The organism is Streptomyces sp. NPDC090119, from assembly GCF_044747085.1.
Taxonomy (GTDB): domain Bacteria; phylum Actinomycetota; class Actinomycetes; order Streptomycetales; family Streptomycetaceae; genus Streptomyces.
On the sequence record NZ_JBIVDK010000001.1, the window covers coordinates 1564336 to 1583816 of the forward strand.

A 19481-nucleotide genomic window follows, 5' to 3' on the forward strand; every position below is an offset into this window, starting at 1 on the left:
AGCGTGGGTCACCCGTGCTGGACGGTCAGCCCGTAGAACGCGACGCGGGCGCCGTTGGTGGTCGAGTCCGAGGACGACTGGTTGTAGGACCCGGCCTTGAAGTACTGCTTGTACGGGTTGAAGGACGCGGGGATCGGGTAGCGCGTGGTGCTGCCGTTGACGGTCAGCTCGATGGTGTTCCCGCCGGTCACGGCGATGCCGTACGTCCAGGTCTTTCCGATGGACACATGTCCGACCGTGTGCGGGGTCTGGCCGCCGGAGGGGGAGTTCTCGGTGCCCAGGACGATGTCGCCGTCCGCGTGGTAGTAGAGCTCCAGCAGCGGCTTGGTGGAGGAGCCGCCGGAGCCGAGGTGGATCTGTCCGACGCAGACGTTCTTGGTCACCGACACCACCCGCAGGGTCGCGTTCATCCGGTGCGTGCCGCCGAGCGCCCAGTCGGCCGCGCCGCCGTCGCGGTTCATCTCGCGCAGCTCGGAGCGGGCGTAGTTCGAGTTCGGCGTGGTGACGCCCTTCTCGGGCGCCCAGAAGGTCATCGCGCCGTCGCGGGTGTCGGTGTAGAAGTACGCGTCCTGGTAGCCGTTCGCGCCGCGCAGCCGGGACGAGGAGATCGTGGTGGGGGAGCCGGGGGAGCCGACCGGCTCCTGGAGCTGCCAGACCGAGAGGTCGAAGTTGCCGCCGGGCGCCTTGTTCGGATCGGCCGCGTGCGCGGTGCCGCCGAAAGCGCCGAGAGTGAGGGCGAGGCTCGCGGCAGCCGCCGTGAGCAGCCGGGAACGGATCATGTGGGGGGTCATGTGGGGGTCCTGTCGCCGGGCCGGATGCGTTCAGCATGCTGAACACCGAACGCATCCTTGGACGTCGATGACCCGTGAAGCTAAAGGTCCGGTCCAGGCCCGTCAAGAGGTCACGCGGTCAGCACGAGCCTTCGTCCTGCCACGGGCCCCAGTCGGAGCCGTTCGGCGTCTCGTTCTGCGTCCACCACTTGGCCTTCCAGTTGTGGTGGTTGTAGGACGCCTCGTCCCCGGCGACGTACACGGCCGACGAACTCCAGGCGGCCTTGCAGGAGTTGCCGGGGTTCGGGGGTGTCGGGGTCGGGGTGGGCGTGGGGGTCGAGTTCGGCGGGGTCGCACCGGCGAACTTCACCGAGAACTTGGCGAAGTCCCAGGCACTCTGAGCCACGCTGGAGCAAGTGCCGGACGTACGGCCGCCGTTGTCGGCCGGGGTGCACTGGCGATCTCTGTTCAAGGACCAGAACGTGAAGCGGTCCATGTGGTGGCCGGTGGCGAAGTCCAGCACGGTCTGGAAGTCGGCCTGGGAGAAGTACTCCCCGGTGTCGCTACGGCCGTTCATCCCGGAGAAGCCCTCGTGCGCGTACGCCGTGGCCTCGTCCCAGCCGAAGGTGGAGCGCAGAATGCCGTTGAAGTTGGCCAGCGCGCTGGTCTGGCTCGCCGCGCCGTTGAAGCCGCCGTCGAACGGCATGATGGAGAAGTTGTTCGGGGTGAACCCCTGGGACTTCGCCTCCAGCAGCATCTGCTTGCCGAACCAGCCGGTGCCGTCCGCCGTACCGGCCGTGGTCACCGAGACGTACAGGCCGGGGTTGTTCTGCTGGAGGATCTTGGCCGCGCCGATCTCGTTGTGGATGGCCGCGGTGTTCTCGTACTCCGGCTCCTCCAGGTCGAAGTCGATGGCGTGCAGGCCGTACTTGGTGATGACCTGCTGGTAGGCCGCCGCCGTGGCCGCCGGGTCGGCGCAGGTCTGGCCCAGCTTGGTGCCGCCGTAGCCACCGATCGAGATGGAGACGTCACCGCCCTTGGACCGGATGGTGTTGATCACCGACTGCACGGCGGTGTCCGAGGAGACCGGGGAGGTGCCACCCCAGGTCGGGGAGCAGCCACCGCCGTTGGGCGCCAGCACGAACGCGAGCTGGAACGCCTTGAGGCCGGTGGCGTCCATGATGGCGGCCGCGTTCGGCGGGTCGTTGTCCGTCGGCATCAGATAGGGGGCCGCCGCGTACCAGCGGTTGTCGAGCGCGCTCGCGGCGCCCGAGGCGCTGCCCGCGACCAGTGCCGTCGTGCCGGCCGCGGCCAGCGTGACGGCGGCGGCCGCGCCCAGACATGCCCGAAGACGTCTCACTACGAGCCTCCAGAGGGGGGTGGGGGAGGGGGAATGCCAGAGTCGTGGACGGCACCCAACTTGGTCTAGTCCAATACGCGTCTTTGGACTGGACCAAACCGTCTCTTTACTCGGCGGTAAGTGAACGCCCGCTCTGTGCAGGGCACTTGTCATCCCCGCCGATCTGCGCGGAACCGTGGCGGAGCGTCCGCCCTCTGGGGCACCCTGGACGCTGTGCGTACCGTTTCGCCATGTTTGAGTGGGCGGTGCGCGAGGGGGACGATCACATGAAGGGCGGGGCGAAGCACGGTGGAGATCACCATTCACAGACCCGGCGAACTGACCTCCGCGCTGCGCGGGGCCTGGCACCGGGCGATGGACGAGTCACCCGAGTACGCCAACCCCTTCCTCGCACCGGAGTTCGCCATCGGAGTCGGCCGTCATCGCGGCGGCGTCCGCATCGCGGTGCTGCGCGAGGGCGGTGAGCCGGTCGGCTTCCTCCCGTACGAACGGGGTCCGTTGGGCACCGGGCGGGCCATCGGCCTCGGACTGTCCGACTGTCAGGCCCTGGTGCACCGGCCCGGCGTCACCTGGGACACGGCCGAACTCCTGCGCGCCTGCGGGCTCAGCATCTTCGAGTTCGACCATCTCGTCCAGGAACAGCGGCCGTTCGCCCCGCACCTCACCGGCACCTTCGCCTCGCCCGTCATCGACGTGAAGCCCGGCGACGGCACCTATGCCGCGTGGCTGCGCGCCACCTATCCCGGGCTCGCCAAGACGACCCTGAAGAAGGAACGCAGGCTCGGGCGGGACATCGGCGAGGTGCGGTTCGTCTTCGACGAGCGCGACCCGCAGGTGCTGCGCACCCTGATGCGCTGGAAGTCGGCCCAGTACCGCCGTACCGGCCGCATGGACCGGTTCTCCCGCCCCTGGATCGTGGACCTGGTGAACCACCTCTTCCACGTCCGCGAGGAGCACTTCACCGGTGTGCTCTCCGTGCTGTACGCGGGTGACCGTCCGGTCGCCGCCCACTTCGGACCCCGCTCCAGCACCGTCCTGGCCGCCTGGTTCACCGCCTACGACCCCGAACTGCACTACTACTCACCGGGGTTGATGATGCATTTGCGCACGGCCGAGGGTGCCGCCCGCAGCGGGGTGACCCTGGTCGACCTCGGCCGCGGTGACAAGGAGTACAAGGACTGGCTCAAGACCCGCGAACTGCGGGTCGGCGAGGGCTTCGCGGCCCGCGCCCATCCGGTGGCCATGGCCCAGCGGGTATGGCGCCGACCGGTGCGCGGACTGCGCAACACGGTGCTGGCCCACCCCCAACTGCTGGCCCCCGCCGATCGGTTGCTGAAGACGGTCGGTCAACTACGCACCCAGGGGCGGCCGGGCCGCTGAGGACACCGGGCGGGGCTGTCGGGACCAAAGCACATGGTCCGGACAGTCCCGCCCGCATGTGAACAGCCGCTGGGTGTGAACGCCCTTGTGCGCGAAGGATTTGGCTTCCGAAGGCTTGCGCCCGTTTGGTTCATCCCTTAAATCAAAACATGAACTAAGCAGGGGCCGGTCTCCCGGTCCCGCATTCGCAGGGAGCCGCAATGAGACTGAGATCCCTGGGGACAGCGCTCGCCGCCACGGCAGCACTGCTCGCCCTGCCCACCCTCCAACCACCGGCCGTCGCCGCCCCGGACGCCGCCCAGGCCGGCTGCAACACCGCCAACGCCGCGCAGGGCAAGCCCGCGACCGCGTCCTCCACCGAGAACGCGGGCACCCCGGCCTCCGCCGCCTTCGACGGCGACGCGGGCACCCGCTGGTCCAGCGCGTTCGCCGACCCCCAGTGGCTCCGCGTCGACCTCGGCTCGGTGCAGGACCTGTGCGGCATCGACCTGAACTGGGAAGCCGCCTACGGCAAGGACTTCCAGCTCCAGAGCTCGACCGACGGCACCAACTGGACCACGCTGAAGACCGTCACCGGCGCCACCGGCGGCACCACCGCGTACGCGGTGAGCGGCTCCGGCCGCTACGTCCGTATCAACGCCACCGCCCGCGGCACCACCTACGGCTACTCGCTGTGGGAGATGGCCGTGCACACCGGCACCACGGGTGTCCCGCCGGTCCAGGGCGGCGGCGACCTCGGTCCCAATGTGATCGTCGTCGACCCGAGCACGCCGAACCTCCAGCAGAAGTTCGACAGCGTCTTCGCCGGTCAGGAGTCGAACCAGTTCGGCTCCGCGCGCTACCAGTTCCTGATGAAGCCCGGCACGTACAACAACATCAACGCCCAGCTGGGCTTCTACACCTCGATCTCCGGCCTCGGTCTCAACCCCGACGACGTCCAGATCAACGGTGACATCACCGTGGACGCGGGCTGGTTCAACGGCAACGCCACGCAGAACTTCTGGCGTTCGGCGGAGAACCTCGCCATCCGCCCGGTCAACGGCACCGACCGCTGGGCCGTCGCCCAGGCCGCGCCGTTCCGCCGCATCCACGTCCAGGGCGGGCTCAACCTCTCGCCCAACGGCTACGGCTGGGCGTCCGGCGGCTACATCGCGGACTCGAAGATCGACGGCACGGTGGGCCCCTACTCCCAGCAGCAGTGGTACACCCGCGACAGCTCGGTCGGCGGCTGGACCAACGGCGTCTGGAACATGGTCTTCAGCGGCGTCCAGGGCGCGCCCGCGACCAACTTCGACAGCGGCCCGTACACCACGCTGGACAACACCCCGGTCTCGCGCGAGAAGCCGTTCCTCTACCTCGACGGCTCCACGTACAAGGTGTTCGTCCCGGCCAAGCGCACCAACGCGCGCGGTGTGTCCTGGCCCGCCAACGCGGGGTCCTCGCTGCCGCTCGACCAGTTCTACGTGGTCAAGCCCGGCGCCACCGCGGCCACCATCAACCAGGCGCTCGCCCAGGGGCTCAACCTCCTGTTCACCCCAGGTGTCTACCACCTGGACCGGGCCATCGAGGTCAACCGCGCCAACACCGTGGTCCTCGGCCTGGGTCTCGCCACCATCGTCCCGGACAACGGCGTCGACGCCATGCACGTGGCCGACGTGGACGGTGTGAAGCTCGCGGGCTTCCTCATCGACGCGGGCAGCGCCAACTCCGACACTCTGCTGCGGATCGGCCCGGCCGGCTCCACCGCCGACCACGCGGCCAACCCCACCACCATGCAGGACGTGTTCGTGCGCATCGGCGGTGCCGGACCCGGCCTCGCCACCAACTCGGTCGTGGTCAACAGCAACAACGTCGTCATCGACCACACCTGGCTGTGGCGCGCCGACCACGGCAGCGGAGTCGGCTGGAACACCAACCGCGCCGACTACGGCCTGCGCGTGAACGGCAACGACGTCCTGGCCACCGGCCTGTTCGTCGAGCACTACAACAAGTACGACGTGTACTGGGCCGGACAGCGCGGGCGCACGATCTTCTTCCAGAACGAGAAGGCGTACGACGTGCCCAACTCCGCCGCCATCACCCACGACGGCATCGTCGGCTACGCGGCCTACAAGGTCGCCGACTCGGTCACCTCGCACGAGGCGTGGGGTCTGGGGAGCTACTGCAACTTCACCACGGACTCCTCCATCGTCCAGGCGCACGGCTTCCAGGTCCCGGTGAACTCCGGGGTCAAGCTGCACGACATCCTGGTGATCTCGCTCGGCGGCAAGGGCCAGTACGCCCACGTCGTCAACAACACCGGCGCCCCCACCTCGGGGTCGGACACCATCCCGTCCAAGATCACTCAGTTCCCGTAGCGCGGACGCGCGGAGCCCGGAAGGCGGGTTCCGCGCGACGCGCCTAGGGTGGCGTGCACGGCGGGCCGGTCGGTCCTCCGTGCACGGCCCCCGGCCCGGCCAGGCGTCCGAGCGGCCGGTCGTCCAGGACAACTCCTGGGCGGCCGGGCCGACTTCACCCACCGGGAGCCTTCGCTCCCGCCTCGGACGACCGCCGGACCGGGGGCCACCAGCCCGAACGGAGTAGTACGGCGGGCGCCCCGCCCGAGCTGCCGCTCTGATGGAAGAGTCCCAACCTCGACCAGTGAGGCATCTCATGCGTATGCGCAAGCTTGCTGCAACAGCCGTTCTCGCGGGCGCCCTTGCCCTCTCCGGCGCCACGGCGGCCCAGGCGGCCGACCCGGACCCCGTCACCGGCGTCGCCGCCAACAGCCCCGGCGTCGCCTCCGGCAACGTCATCCAGGTCCCGGTGGAGATCCCGGTCAACCTCTGCGGCAACACGATCGACGTCGTGGGCCTGCTGAACCCCGCGTTCGGCAACATCTGCGCCAACTCCTGACGGCGCGTGCGAAGGGTGCCGGTCCCTCTCCGCGAGGGGCCGGCACCCGGCTGTGCTGGATCAGTCGGCCGCGACCGGTTCCTTCCGGAGTGGGGGCCGCTCCTTCGGCCGGCCGCTCCGCAGCAGCAGGCGCCGCACCGGACGCTCCACGCCCTCGAACAGCGCCCAGGACAGCCCGAGCGAGATCGCGAACGCGGCCGCCGTCACCCCGATCCCGGCCGCCGCGCCGAAGCGCGGCTTGTCACCCAGGACGGAGATGCCCGCGCGCAGCACCAGCAGATGGACCATGTAGAACGCGAACGACAGCTCCCCGAGCCGCACCAGCCGCCGCCCCCGCCACAGCGAGGGCAGCCCGCGCAGGTCCGCGACCGCCGCCGCCGGGATCAGCAGGGTGAACCCGGCCAGGGTGCAGGACGTGGCCGCGTAGCCGGGCGCCACCTGGGGGACGAGGAAGTAGCCGAGGATGGCCAGGGCGAGCGAGCCCTCCAGGCCGGGGCCGCGCCAGCGGTCGAGCAGCACCAGCCGCGCGGTGACCGTACCGAGCACGAACTCCGGGAGCCGGGCCAGGGGCAGCGAGTACATCGGCTGGTTCAGCCAGTGGTGGGCGTCTGCCCAGGCCAGGACCAGCGCGGTCACCGCCGCCAGCGCGCCGAGCAGCAGCGTCCCGCGCGCGTTCAGCCTGCGCAGCAGCCAGAAGAGGGCCGGGAAGAGCGCGTAGAAGAACGCCTCGCAGGCCAGCGACCAGCTGACCGGGTTGAGCGTCTGCCACCAGGGCTGCCACCAGGAGTGCACCAGCGACACGTTCGCCAGGGTCTGCTTCCAGGTCGGGAGCGCGGGCTTGCCCATGGCGAAGGCGATGGTGACCGCGAGCAGGGCGGTGGCCAGGTGCACCGGGTAGACCCGGGCGATCCGCCGCCGCCAGAAGCCGGGCGCCCGGTCGCCGGGCCGGGCCGACCAGGTCAGCACGAACCCGGACAGCACGAAGAAGAACGACACCCCGGTGCCACCGGGGGTGAAGGCCCAGGAGACGAGCCGCCCCGCCTGGCCGCCGAGGTAGCCGAAGTTGTTGATGTGCAGTCCGAACACCAGCAGGGCCGCCACCCAGCGCAGTCCGGTGAGCGAGGGCAGCGAGGGTCTGACGCCATCCGCTGGGGAGGCGGCGCCGGCCGCGTCGGGCCGTGCGGGCGGCGTCCGGGGCGTCCGGGTCGTCGCCGTGGTCATCCAATCACCTGCCGCTGGAGGTTCGCGTGGGGCATGAAGGGGACTGCTGCCCTGCCAGACCCCCACATTCACGTCATGCCGGAAACGTCACACTGCTGCCGAACGAGACACTCCTCGCCCTGCCACGGATGGCGGGGCCGGAGCACCCGGACGAGTGAGCAGGGCCACGGCGGGGAACCAGAACCTCGGGTTCCGTTTCGCTCGATACCTTCTGGTGCCGACCGGTCACCCTAAGAAGTCAAATAGTTGCACAGCTCGTTTTCTTGAATCTCTCGTGTTTATGGCGGTAGGTTTCTCCCATGACCGCATCCCAGCCTCCGACCACCGCCGCCGCGGAACTCCGCGGTGCGGGCCTCCGCGTCACGGCGGCCCGCGTCGCGCTGCTGGACACCGTTCGCGCGGGCGACCACCTCGGTGCCGAGGCGATCGCCTCGCAGGTCCGCGAGCGAGTCGGCCACATCTCCGTCCAGGCCGTCTACGAGGCCCTGCACGCGCTCACCGCCGCGGGCCTCATACGCCGCATCGAGCCGGCCGGCAGCGCCGCCCGGTTCGAGGGACGCGTCGGCGACAACCACCACCACGCCGTGTGCCGCTCCTGCGGCGCCGTCGCCGACGTCGACTGCGCGGTGGGCCACGCGCCCTGCCTGACCGCCTCCGACAACCGCGGCTTCGCCATCGACGAGGCCGAGGTCGTGTACTGGGGCACCTGCTCCGCCTGTTCCACCGGCCGCAGCTCCTGAGCGCCGGGTTATCTCGCCCTTTCCGGAAGGATCGACATGCCTGACAACGAAGACGCGATCGTCACCGACCCGAAGCCCGAGGAGACCGGCGGCTGCCCCGTCGCGCACGGCGCCACCAGCCCCACGTCCCTGCACCCGGCCCTCGGCAGCGGCAACGACCGCTGGTGGCCCAAGCAGCTCAACCTGAAGGTCCTTGCCAAGAACCCGCCCGTCGCCAACCCGCTGGGCGAGGAGTTCGACTACGCCGAGGCGTTCCTCGCGCTCGACCTCCCGGCCGTGAAACGCGACATCGCCGAGGTGCTCACCACGTCCCAGGACTGGTGGCCGGCCGACTTCGGCAACTATGGCCCGCTCATGATCCGCATGGCCTGGCACAGCGCCGGCACCTACCGCACCCTTGACGGCCGCGGCGGTGGCGGCACCGGCCAGCAGCGCTTCGCCCCGCTGAACAGCTGGCCGGACAACGTCAGCCTGGACAAGGCCCGCCGCCTGCTCTGGCCGGTGAAGAAGAAGTACGGCAAGAACATCTCCTGGGCCGACCTCATGATCCTCACGGGCAACGTCGCGCTGGAGAGCATGGGCTTCAAGACCTTCGGCTTCGGCGGCGGCCGCGTCGACGCCTGGGAGCCCGACGCCGACGTCTACTGGGGTCCGGAGACCACCTGGCTCGGCGACGAGCGCTACACGGGCGACCGTGAGCTGGACAAGCCCCTCGCGGCCGTCCAGATGGGCCTGATCTACGTCAACCCCGAGGGCCCCAACGGCAACCCGGACCCGATCGCCGCGGCCCGCGACATCCGCGAGACCTTCAGCCGCATGGCGATGAACGACGAGGAGACCGTCGCCCTGATCGCGGGCGGCCACACCTTCGGCAAGACCCACGGCGCGGGCCCGTCGAGCGACGTCGGCCCCGACCCGATGGACGCCCCGATGGAGCAGCAGGGCTTCGGCTGGAAGAACTCCTACGGCACCGGCAAGGGCCCCGACACCACCACCTCGGGCCTCGAAGTCACCTGGAGCAACACCCCCACCCAGTGGGGCCAGGGCTTCTTCGACAACCTCTTCGGCTACGAGTACGAGCTGACCGAGAGCCCGGCCGGCGCCAAGCAGTGGAAGCCGAAGGACGGCGCGGGCGCGGACACCGTGCCCACCGCGTTCGACCCGGACAAGAAGATCGCGCCGAACATGCTCACGACGGACCTGTCGCTGCGCTTCGACCCGATCTACGAGCCCATCGCCCGGCGCTTCCACGAGAACCCCGAGGAGTTCGCGGACGCCTTCGCCCGCGCCTGGTACAAGCTGACCCACCGCGACATGGGCCCGAAGTCGCTGCTGCTCGGCCCGGAGGTCCCGGAGGAGACCCTGCTCTGGCAGGACCCGCTGCCCCAGCCGCAGGGCGAGCCGATCGACGCCGCCGACGCCGACGCGCTCAAGGGCAAGATCCTCGACTCCGGCCTCACCGTGTCGCAGCTGGTCAGCGCCGCGTGGGCGTCCGCGTCCACCTTCCGCGGCAGTGACAAGCGCGGCGGTGCCGACGGCGCCCGTGTCCGCCTCGAGCCGCAGCGCGGCTGGGAGGTCAACGACCCGGACCAGCTCGCCCTGGTGCTGCGCACCCTGGAGGGCGTCCAGGAGGAGTTCAACGCCTCCGCCGGTGCCAAGCACGTCTCCCTGGCCGACCTGATCGTCCTCGGCGGTGACGCCGCGGTGGAGAAGGCCGCGAAGGACGGTGGCTTCCCGGTCACCGTGCCCTTCACGCCGGGCCGCGTGGACGCCAGCCAGGAGCAGACGGACGTCGAGTCGTTCGAGGCGCTCAAGCCCGCCGCCGACGGCTTCCGCAACTACTCCGGCAAGGGAGCCAACCCGGCCCGCGCCGAGTACGCGCTCGTCGACCGCGCCAACCTGCTGACCCTCAGCTCCCCGGAACTGACCGTCCTCATCGGCGGTCTGCGGGTCCTGGGCGCCAACTACGAGAACTCCGACCTGGGTGTCTTCACCGAGACGCCGGGCGTGCTGACGAACGACTGGTTCGTCAACCTGCTCGACCTCGGCACCACGTGGAGCTCCACCTCCGAGGACCAGGCCACCTTCGAGGGCCGTGACGCCTCCACCGGCGCGGCCAAGTGGACCGGTACCCGTGCCGACCTGGTCTTCGGCTCCAATGCCGAGCTGCGCGCCGTCGCCGAGGTGTACGGCTCCGACGACGCCAAGGAGAAGTTCGTCCAGGACTTCGCCGCCGCGTGGCACAAGGTGATGAACCTCGGCCGGTTCGACCTCGCCTGAGCCTTCGCACTCCGCCGTGGGCGCCCCCGGACCGACCGGTCCGGGGGCGCCCCGTTTTACCTGGCACCCTCTCCCGCCTGCGGTTCTTCCATCCCGGCCGTCCGGACTGCGGGCTCGCCGGGTCAGGTGCACGATGGTGGTGTGGGCAGGCGAGAGGAGGCGGCTGCCGATGGCTCGGACACCTCCGGAGGCGACCACCCCGGTACGGCTGTGGCGCTGGCGGCGCAATCCACTGCGACGGCGCGGCGACCTCGTCGAGGCGTGGGTCGTGCTCCTCACCTGGATCTTCGTCGTACTGGGCGGAGCGCTCGCGGGCTGGGCCGCCGCGAGTTCCGTGGACTCCTCGCTGTCCGCGCGCCGCGACCAGGTGCACCAGGTCCGCGCGGTGCTCACCGGACCGGCGCCGAAGACCCCGCCCGCGCGCGGCGGCTACGACGACGAACGCGTATGGGCCAAGGTGCGCTGGACGGACGGCGAGGGCGCCGTGCACACCGACCGCGCCAAGGTGAGCCCCGGCACCCCGGCCGGGACCGGCGTCGACCTGTGGACGGACGGCACCGGGCGCACCGTGCCGCCGCCCGCCTCCATGGCCGAGGCCATGCTCCAGACCGTCCTCACCGGCCTCCTGGTCGCTCAGATCACCGGCACGGTCGTCTGGGCCTCCGGACGGCTGGCGTGCAACTCGCTCGTCCGGCGTCGGCTCGCGGAGTGGGACGAGGAGTGGAGGCGCGTCGGGCCCGAGTGGCGTCGGCTCAGCGGTGGCCGGGGTTGAGCCTCGTTCACCCCCGCAGTGCCTCGAACGCGCGCCGGGCCGCGACCCCGATGGCCAGGTCGATGTCCGGCGCCAGGGACGCCCTGCGGTCCGCGCGGGTCAGCGCCGCCAGCGCCACCCGGTCCCCGGAGTCCGCCTCCACCACCCCGATCTCGTGCCGCAGATGCAGGAACGACCCCGTCTTCCCGCTGAACCGCAACGAGTCCGCGCGCAGCTCGCCCACCATCCGGTGGGCGAAGACCTGGAGGCCCATCAGACGGCGCAGCTCGGCGGTCGCGCGCGGGTCGGAGATCTCGTCGCGCCACACCCGCTCCAGCAGGGACACCAGCGCCCCGGCCGTCCCGGTGCTGGCATGCGCCGGGTCCAGCGTCTCGATGGTGTGACGGCCGGTGCGCTCGTCGCGTACGGCCAGCTCCAGCGCGAGCGAGAAGTCGTCGCCACAGGCTCCGGCCGCGCAGGCGTACATGTGCCGCAGCCGGTGCCGTACCCGCAGGCCGGGGCAGTCCCAGGCGCGCAGCCGGGCGTCCACCTCCGGCACCGGCACCAGGTCGAGGAGGAGGTCGGCGGCGACGTTGTCGCTCACCGAGAGCATCATCAGCAGCAGATCGCCGACGGCCAGCGTCGCCGGATGGCGGAACGCGGCGAGCCCGGTCGGACCGGCGTCGCCCGCCGTGGGTACGAAGGCCACGGGCCGGGCGGGGTCCAGTTCCCCGGCCGCGATCCGGTCCAGCACCACCAGGGCCAGCGGCACCTTCACCACCGAGGCGAGCGGCACCGGCACGTCGACGTCGAAGCCCAGCTGCTCACCGGTGTCGATGTTCCGGGCCAGGAACGAACCCCGTACCCCGAGCGCGTCCCACCCGCGGGCGATGCCGTCCGCCACATCGCGCAGGGGGCCGTCCGTGGCGGTGTAGCCGACCTCGGTGCTCATCCGGCCGCCTCCGCCAGGGTCGTCGTCAGCCACGCCGGGACCTCGCCGCTCTCCCCGTGGTACTCGCTCGCGCCGACCTCGTACCCCCGGTGCAGGGAGGCGTCGGCCAGCGGGGTCCAGCCCGCGCCGTGCTGCCGGGCGAGCGGCTCAGCGCACAGCAGCCGCGCCCGCCCGGCCAGCGTGTCGGCCAGCGCGGCTGCGGCCGGGCCCGCCGGTCCGACCAGCGTCTCCGGCAGCCCGGCACGGGCGGCGGCCCGCGCCAACCGGTCCTGGGCGTACGGCACTTCGTCCTCCTCCAGGGTCAGGATCGGCAGCCCGGCCGCGCCTCGGGGTGGGCGCAGGTCCTCCAGGTGGACGGAGCGCCGTGCGTGCTGCCCCGCCTCCGCCAGGCCGAGCGGGACACGCAAGGCGGCCCGCTCGGGGGCCACGCGGAGCAGGGCGTAGGCCAGCGAGCCGTCACCGAGGGCCGACTGCCGCTGCCTGGGCGGGAGTTCACGTACCGTCAGGGTGGTGCCGTGTTCCGTACCGGCGCGGATCACCGCGGCCAGTGCCAGTGGCGCGCAGTGCGCGGGCACGCCCACGACCCGTACCCGCGCGGCACGTGCCGAGCGGGCGGCCTGCCCGAGCCGTTCGGCCCGCTCCAGCACGTCCCGCGCGTACGGGAGCAGGGAGCCGCCGAACTCCGTCACCGCGACCTGCCGTCGCGACCGGTCGAACAACTGGCCGCCGAAGTGCGCCTCCAGCGACTTGATGCGGCGGCTGAGGAGCGGCTGCGCGATCCCCAGCCGCTCGGCCGCGCGCGAAAAGCTCATCTCGTCGGCCGTAGCGGTGAAAGCCGCCAGATGCGCGAGCAGATCCATCCAGGAGTCATATCAATAAGTCATGGCACGTTCAAAGTTCACTCTTGGACATGAGCGGTGCCCTGCTGTTTCGCTGTCCCCGTCGGTGATCCAACGCCCCCGACGGCCCAACTCCCGTGGAGGAAAACGCACATGACCCGTGTCACCCCGGTGCCGCGCCGCAGCCTGCTCCGCGCGGGCGCCGCTCTCACCGCGACCGCCGCCGCGACCTCCGCCGCCCCCGCCTGGGGTGCCTCTCATGGCCCCACCGCCCCGCGCCCCGAGCTGGCCGCGCTGGAGAAGCGGTACGGGGCGCGGCTCGGCGTGTACGCGCACAACCCGCGCACGGGCGCGACGGTGGCGTACCGCGCCGACGAGCCGTTCGCCATGTGCTCGACGTTCAAGGCGATCGCCGCCGCGGCCGTCCTGCGCGACCACGGCGGGCGTGCCGCGCTGGACGAGGTGATCCACTACCCTCCGGCGGACATCCTGGCCAACTCCGAGCAGACCAAGGCCCGTCAGGAGACCGGGATGTCGCTGGGCGACATCTGCGCGGCCGCCATCCAGTACAGCGACAACACGGCGGGCAATCTGATGCTCCGCCGGATCGGCGGCCCGGCGGGACTCACCCGCTTCTTCCGGTCCCTCGGCGACCGGGTGAGCAGGCTCGACCGGTGGGAGACCGACCTGAACACCGCCGTACCCGGCGACCCGCGCGACACCACCACCCCGCGCGCCCTCGGCCGTACCTTCGAACTGCTCACCCTGGGACGGGCGTTGAGCCATGGCGACCGGCAGCAGCTCGTCGGCTGGCTGCGCGGCAACACCACCAGCGCCAAGCGGTTCGGCGCCGGTCTGCCGCCCGGCTGGCTCCTCGCGGACAAGACGGGCACCGGCTCCTACGCCACCGCCAACGACCTCGGTGTCGCCTGGACCGGCAAGGGGACGCCCCTGCTGCTGTCCGTGCTGTCCACCAAGCCCACTCCCGACGCGCCGGTGGACGACGCGCTGATCGCGGAGACGGCCCGCCTCCTCGCGGCCACCCTGGCACCGGGCGAGTAGCCGTGCCCCGGTGGGGCCGACCCGCGCAATTCGGGGATGTCGGGTCCCGTACCGAAATCTGCCGTCCGTGCTGACCTGCGCAATCGGTCCCCCGAGACTGTGATGATGCTCAACTCGTGGAAAATTGACGGGAGTTGTAAAGGCGACAAGACTCTGACCGTCCTCGTTCCGCCTCGGGCGGGCGAAGGGACGATGGGCGCCGCGCGCCGGTTCGCGCGCGCCCGGCCACCTCCCACACCTTTGAACGGACAGAGGCTCACCTTGGCACGCTCGCAACCAGCCAGATTTCTCGCCACCACCGCCGCGGCCTTCCTCGCGGCGGCCGCCGCGCCCCTGATCGGCGCCACCGCCGCCCACGCCCAGGAGGGCGGCGACTGCTCGTCCGCCACCGTGCAGTACCGCCTGGTCGGGGCCGACGGCAAGGTCGTCGGCCCCGACTGGTCCTCGCAGGGCGGGTTCCACCGCTGGGACTCCGCCCCCGGCACCGTCGAGGTCCGCCTCGCGCCGGGCCAGAGCGTCGGGGAGGGCTGCGCCTACCCCGTCTCCCTGGCCGAGTACACCACCGAGGGCCCGGACTGGGCCTCCTCGGGCCGCCAGGAAATGATCGACAAGGCCACCGTCAGCCTCACCGCGAAGGACGTCGCGGGCAAGGACGACGACGGCCGTACCTGGCAGAAGCTGAGCGTCAAGGCGCCCGACTGCTTCGGCCAGATCGACCTGTACGGCGAGGACGTGACCTACGACGGCAAGGAGGGCGAGGGTCACGGCCCGCTGCCCGACGTGCGCGCCGGTGTCCTCACCCCGTACCACCTGATAGCCGCCTGGAACGGCGGGGACAAGCGGTGCGAGTCCGGTACGCCGGAGTCGGCCACCCCCAGCCCGTCCGCGCCGGAGACCTCCGCGAGCCCGGCGCCGAGCGCGCCGCCCGCCGGGAGCGAGCCGAGTGCCCCCGCCGAGGGCGGCAAGCCCCCGGTGAGCCCGAAGCCCGGCGCGACGCCGTCCACCAACCCGGACGTGCCGCCCGCCCAGCCGAGCCGGCCCGCCCCCAAGTCCTCGCCGAACGGCGGCAACCCGCCGCTGGCGGAGACCGGCGCGAGCGCCCCGGTCGGCATGCTCGCGGGTGGGGCCGCGCTCGTGCTGGCCGTGGGAGCCGGAACGGTGTACGCCTCGCGCGCACGCCGTTCCTGACCCCTCCCGCGTCACCGGCGCGGGAAGGGGAGGCAGGAGGGGGAACCGTCGGCGGACGGTTCCCCCTCTTTCGGCGTTCACACACCCTTGACCTGCGCAGACGGACTGCGTACCCGGTCTTTGCCGGGCCGGTTTCCCAGTACCGGCAGTAACATGATGATCTTTCTCCGGAAGTTACTAGCCAGTCAACCAGGCGTCGCCCGCACGGGTGCGCCCTCCTCCGGAGATGACCATGTCCTCTGCCGATGAGGCGTTGGAAAACGCCCGTACCACCTATGAGCAGCACGTGCGGACCTGCCGCCAGTGCCGTGCCGACGGCGCGGCCTGCGCCGTCGCCAAGGTCCACCTGCGCGGCTACAACAACGCCCGCCGCGACCACCTCCGCGCCACCGGCGGCACGGCGCGCAGAGGCTGACCCTCACCGCGCGGAAGAAACGCGCGGAAAAAACCGGCCGGGCGATGTCGAGAACCCGTGTCCGGCTCCGTCCCCGCTGCGAACGCGACCACAATGGGTCGCATCGGCGAGGAGGACCACGATGGCCAAGTACCTGCTGCTCAAGCACTACCGCGGCGCCCCGGCCCCGGCCAACGACGTACCCATGGACCAGTGGACGCCGGAGGAGATCTCGGCCCACCTGCGGTACATGAACGAGTTCGCCGCCCGCCTCCAGCAGACCGGCGAGTTCGTCGACAGCCAGGCACTCGCCCCCGAGGGGACCTTCGTCCGGTACGACGGCGAAGGGCGCCCGCCGGTCACCGACGGCCCCTTCGCCGAGACCAAGGACCTCATCGCGGGCTGGATGGTGATCGACGTCGACAGCCACCAGCGGGCCCTCGAACTGGCCGGGGAACTGTCGGCCGCCCCCGGAGCCGGTGGCAAGCCGATCCACGAATGGCTGGAGCTGCGCCCGTTCCTGGGCGACCACTGCCACGTCACGGACTGACCCGGACGATGGACGAGGCCCTGCCGCGCCGCCTCACCCCCCAGGTGCTCGCCGTCCTCGTACGCCGCGGAGCGGACTTCGCGGCGGCCGAGGACGCCGTGCAGGACGCCCTGGTCGAGGCGCTGCGCGTCTGGCCTGCCGACCCGCCGCGCGACGCGAAGGGCTGGCTGATCACCGTCGCCTGGCGCAAGTTCCTCGACGCGCACCGGGCGGACACCGCCCGCCGACGGCGCGAGGACCGCGTGGACGAGGAACCCGCGCCCGGTCCCGCGACCGCCGGGGACGACACCCTCCAGCTGTACTTCCTCTGCGCCCACCCGGCGCTGACGCCGTCGTCGGCGGTCGCGCTCACCCTGCGCGCCGTCGGCGGCCTCACCACCCGCCAGATCGCCCGGGCCTACCTGGTGCCCGAGGCGACCATGGCGCAACGGATCAGCCGCGCCAAGCGCACCGTCTCCGGCGTTCGCCTCGACCGGCCCGGCGACGTGGCCACCGTGCTGCGCGTCCTCTACCTGGTCTTCAACGAGGGCTACTCCGGCGACATAGACCTCGCCGCCGAGGCCGTCCGGCTCACCCGGCAGCTCGCGGCCGCGATCGACCACCCCGAGGTCGCGGGACTGCTCGCCCTCATGCTGCTCCACCACGCCCGGCGCGCCGCCCGGACCGCGCCCGACGGCAGCCTGGTGCCGCTCGCCGAGCAGGACCGCGGCCGGTGGGACACCACGGCGATCGCCGAGGGCGTCGCCGTCCTCCAGGCGGCCCTGGCCCGCGACCGGCTCGGCGAGTTCCAGGCCCAGGCCGCCATCGCGGCACTCCACGCCGACGCGCCCACCGCCGAGGAGACCGACTGGGTGCAGATCGTCGAGTGGTACGACGAGCTGACGCGCCTGACCGACAGCCCGGTCGTCCGGCTCAACCGCGCGGTCGCCGTCGGCGAGGCCGACGGACCACGCGCCGGACTGGCCGCGCTCGCGGCATTGGACGACTCGCTGCCCCGGTACACCGCGGTGGCGGCCTACCTCCACGAGCGGGACGGCGACCCGGCGACGGCGGCCCGGCTGTACGCCGAGGCGGCCCACCGGGCGACCAGCCTCCCCGAGCGCGACCACCTGACCCGCCAGGCCGCCCGGCTGAACTCCCGCCGGTCCCGCTGACGTTCAGAGCGGGGGAGTGTCGCCGGCCTCCAGCAGCGAGCGGGCGCCCGCCATGTCGGTGGGCGCGGCCGAGGCGGCGGACGGGAAGAGCCGGGTCCAGGAGCGGGCCCGGCCCAGCGCGCCCAGCCGCCACGCGAGCCGTGCGGCGCGCCGGAGTTCCGCCGCCGACAGCCCGACGTCCGTCCACGGCTCCAGGTAGGCGTCCCGCAGCCGCGGCAGCACCTCGGGCCCGTACCGCTCGCACGCCCGCTGGGCCGGGACGCGCAGACTGGCGAAGGGGTGGGAGACGACGGAGTCCCCCCAGTCGAAGTAGGTGAACCGGCCCGGCCCGGGGTGGAAGAGCTGCCCCTCGTGCAGGTCGGCGTGGTCCAGGGAGTCGGGGACGCCGAGCGAGGCCAGCTCCGCGCACCAGTCCGCCAGCCGGGGGCGCAGCGCGTCGAGCCGCGCCCGCTGGTCCGGGTCCAGGGAGCCGTTCCCGGCCCGCAACCGGTCGAAGGAGGCGGGCACTTCGGACACCCGCAGCCTCGGCACGCCGAGCCCGGCGAGTGCGTCCGCGCGCGGCACCAGGGCGCGCTGCATCCGGGCGTATCCGGTGAGCAACTCCTCCCACACGCGCGGCGGTACATCGCCGGGCGTCTCGCGGAAGAGCGGGCCACCGTCCGGCAGCAGCGACCAGCCACGCCCGGCGTCCACGGCCAGCGGCCGCAGCACATGCTCCGGCACCCAGCGGGACAACGCGGCGGTCAGCGGGCCCTCGAAGGCGCTCGCGGGCGGATTCGCCTTGAACCACACCGGGTCGCCCCCGGCGACCGGAATCCGCATCGTCACCGACCACGGCCGCACCCGAACCCGAGGCGCCCCGCTCAATCGCAGCCCACGATCGGCGAGTCGGCCTTCCACCCAGTCGAAGACCTGGCCCCGCCACGCCTCCTGCTCCCAGGGCGTCACCACCTCCGGGTACGTCCCCCGGTCCACGTCAGCCGTGCGTTCCATCGGGTCATTCCAGCATGCGAAACCGCCCCTGGCCAGGGGTTTTCACCGCTCCGCCGACCGCGGACCGACGTCCGCTCAGCGGCCGTAACGCCGCTCGCGGGCCGCGTACGAGCGCAGCGCGCGCAGCAGGTCGATCTGGCGGAACGCGGGCCACAGCACGTCCACGAAGTGCACCTCCGCGTACGCCGACTGCCACAGCAGGAACCCGGACAGCCGCTGCTCGCCGGAGGTGCGGATGACGAAGTCCGTGTCGTGCCCGGCGGGGGAGTACAGGTTGTCGGTGATGTGCTCCAGGTCGAAGTCGGCGGCCAGGTCGCGCGGGTCGCCCCCGGCGCGGATGTGCTTGTCGAAGGCGGCCCGGACCGCGTCCACGATCTCCCGGCGCCCGCCGTAGCCCACCGCCACGTCGACCTTCAGGCCACCCCGGCCGGCCGTCGTGGCGGCGGCCTCCTTCAGCACCCGCGCGGTGTCGCCCGGCAGCAGGTCCAGCGCGCCGATGATCTCGATCTCCCACGGCGCGTCCGTCGCGCAGACCCGGCGCACGGTCTCCTCGATGATGTCGAGCAGCGGCTCGAGTTCGGCGGCCGGACGGTGCAGATTGTCGTCGGAGAGCATCCACAGGGTGACATGGCTGATCTCGGCGTCGGCGCACCAGTGCAGGAAGTCCGTGACCTTCGCGCCACCGACGCGATAGCCCTCACGGACGTCCGTGTGCCCCGCGCCGCGCGCCCAGCGCCGGTTGCCGTCCAGCATGATCGCCACATGCCGGGGCCGGGGCAGACCCTCCAACTTGCCGTGCAGCCGCCGCAGATACACCGCTTCCAGCGCCGAGCGCAGTGCCTTCCATGCCACGCCGAGATCCTTCCAAGGCCGGGGGGATGAGGTCGCAAACGATAGCCGCATTTGCCGGGGGCGCATCGCCCACCGCCCTCCGGCCGCTCCCGGCAGGGGC

General features: G+C 71.8%; 18 protein-coding genes. 11 read left to right on the forward strand and 7 right to left on the reverse strand.

What is annotated here, in order from left to right; genetic code table 11:
- Window positions 1–8 precede the first annotated feature (8 nt).
- Both ACIPPM_RS07125 and ACIPPM_RS07130 read right to left on the reverse strand, forming a co-directional pair.
- A complete protein-coding gene (locus ACIPPM_RS07125) occupies window positions 9–779 on the reverse strand; it encodes a polysaccharide lyase family 7 protein (protein ID WP_401444238.1) in 771 nt (256 codons plus the stop codon).
- 130 nt (window positions 780–909) lie between these two features.
- Complete coding sequence (locus ACIPPM_RS07130; protein WP_401443988.1) at window positions 910–2130, reverse strand: chitinase; 1221 nt, start codon at window positions 2128–2130, stop codon at window positions 910–912.
- A 288-nt stretch (window positions 2131–2418) separates the two neighbouring features.
- Here ACIPPM_RS07130 and ACIPPM_RS07135 point away from each other — a divergent pair, with 288 nt between their 5' ends.
- The 3 genes from ACIPPM_RS07135 to ACIPPM_RS07145 all read left to right on the forward strand — a co-directional run bounded on the left by ACIPPM_RS07135 (window position 2419) and on the right by ACIPPM_RS07145 (window position 6405).
- Complete coding sequence (locus ACIPPM_RS07135; RefSeq protein WP_401443990.1) at window positions 2419–3510, forward strand: GNAT family N-acetyltransferase; 1092 nt, start codon at window positions 2419–2421, stop codon at window positions 3508–3510.
- Window positions 3511–3710: 200 nt separating this feature from the next.
- Window positions 3711–5867 carry a discoidin domain-containing protein gene (locus tag ACIPPM_RS07140; RefSeq protein ID WP_401443993.1) on the forward strand — a complete coding sequence of 719 codons (2157 nt, stop codon included), beginning with the start codon at window positions 3711–3713 and terminating at the stop codon, window positions 5865–5867.
- A gap of 301 nt (window positions 5868–6168) precedes the next feature.
- The gene (locus ACIPPM_RS07145) at window positions 6169–6405 is read left to right on the forward strand and encodes a chaplin (protein WP_393914680.1); all 237 of its coding nucleotides are present in this window, start codon (window positions 6169–6171) and stop codon (window positions 6403–6405) included.
- A gap of 60 nt (window positions 6406–6465) precedes the next feature.
- Here ACIPPM_RS07145 and ACIPPM_RS07150 read toward each other — a convergent pair whose 3' ends face one another.
- Window positions 6466–7626 (reverse strand): acyltransferase family protein, encoded by a 1161-nt coding sequence (locus ACIPPM_RS07150; protein ID WP_401443995.1) that lies wholly within the window; start codon window positions 7624–7626, stop codon window positions 6466–6468.
- Window positions 7627–7925: 299 nt separating this feature from the next.
- On the opposite strand from ACIPPM_RS07150, the gene ACIPPM_RS07155 reads away from it, so the two are divergent.
- The 3 genes from ACIPPM_RS07155 (at window position 7926) to ACIPPM_RS07165 (ending at window position 11418) form a co-directional block, all read left to right on the forward strand.
- A complete protein-coding gene (locus tag ACIPPM_RS07155) occupies window positions 7926–8366 on the forward strand; it encodes a Fur family transcriptional regulator (protein WP_393597497.1) in 441 nt (146 codons plus the stop codon).
- 36 nt (window positions 8367–8402) lie between these two features.
- Complete coding sequence (gene katG / locus ACIPPM_RS07160) at window positions 8403–10646, forward strand: catalase/peroxidase HPI (RefSeq protein WP_401443998.1); 2244 nt, start codon at window positions 8403–8405, stop codon at window positions 10644–10646.
- Window positions 10647–10815: 169 nt separating this feature from the next.
- Window positions 10816–11418, forward strand: coding sequence for a hypothetical protein (locus tag ACIPPM_RS07165; protein ID WP_401444000.1), 603 nt, complete (start codon window positions 10816–10818; stop codon window positions 11416–11418).
- Between the two features lie 7 nt (window positions 11419–11425).
- Here the strand turns inward: ACIPPM_RS07165 and ACIPPM_RS07170 are convergent, their stop codons facing one another.
- Complete coding sequence (locus ACIPPM_RS07170; RefSeq protein WP_401444002.1) at window positions 11426–12349, reverse strand: serine hydrolase; 924 nt, start codon at window positions 12347–12349, stop codon at window positions 11426–11428.
- Complete coding sequence (locus ACIPPM_RS07175; RefSeq protein ID WP_401444004.1) at window positions 12346–13209, reverse strand: LysR family transcriptional regulator; 864 nt, start codon at window positions 13207–13209, stop codon at window positions 12346–12348. Before ACIPPM_RS07175 ends, ACIPPM_RS07170 begins: the two co-directional genes overlap by 4 nt.
- A gap of 132 nt (window positions 13210–13341) precedes the next feature.
- Here ACIPPM_RS07175 and bla point away from each other — a divergent pair, with 132 nt between their 5' ends.
- From bla to ACIPPM_RS07200, 5 genes are all read left to right on the forward strand, one after another.
- A complete protein-coding gene (gene bla, locus ACIPPM_RS07180) occupies window positions 13342–14250 on the forward strand; it encodes a class A beta-lactamase (RefSeq protein ID WP_401444006.1) in 909 nt (302 codons plus the stop codon).
- Window positions 14251–14511: 261 nt separating this feature from the next.
- On the forward strand, window positions 14512–15438 hold the full coding sequence (locus ACIPPM_RS07185; protein ID WP_401444008.1) for a hypothetical protein: 927 nt from the start codon (window positions 14512–14514) through the stop codon (window positions 15436–15438).
- Window positions 15439–15670: 232 nt separating this feature from the next.
- Window positions 15671–15853: a hypothetical protein gene (locus ACIPPM_RS07190; protein WP_389000207.1), complete on the forward strand. Its 183-nt coding sequence runs from the start codon at window positions 15671–15673 to the stop codon at window positions 15851–15853.
- Between the two features lie 121 nt (window positions 15854–15974).
- Complete coding sequence (locus tag ACIPPM_RS07195) at window positions 15975–16382, forward strand: YciI family protein (protein WP_393597512.1); 408 nt, start codon at window positions 15975–15977, stop codon at window positions 16380–16382.
- Between the two features lie 8 nt (window positions 16383–16390).
- The gene (locus ACIPPM_RS07200) at window positions 16391–17536 is read left to right on the forward strand and encodes an RNA polymerase sigma factor (RefSeq protein ID WP_401444011.1); all 1146 of its coding nucleotides are present in this window, start codon (window positions 16391–16393) and stop codon (window positions 17534–17536) included.
- Window positions 17537–17539: 3 nt separating this feature from the next.
- Here the strand turns inward: ACIPPM_RS07200 and ACIPPM_RS07205 are convergent, their stop codons facing one another.
- Both ACIPPM_RS07205 and ACIPPM_RS07210 read right to left on the reverse strand, forming a co-directional pair.
- A complete protein-coding gene (locus ACIPPM_RS07205; RefSeq protein WP_401444013.1) occupies window positions 17540–18529 on the reverse strand; it encodes an aminoglycoside phosphotransferase family protein in 990 nt (329 codons plus the stop codon).
- A gap of 75 nt (window positions 18530–18604) precedes the next feature.
- Window positions 18605–19381, reverse strand: coding sequence for an isoprenyl transferase (locus tag ACIPPM_RS07210; RefSeq protein ID WP_401444015.1), 777 nt, complete (start codon window positions 19379–19381; stop codon window positions 18605–18607).
- Between the last annotated feature and the right edge of the window lie 100 nt (window positions 19382–19481).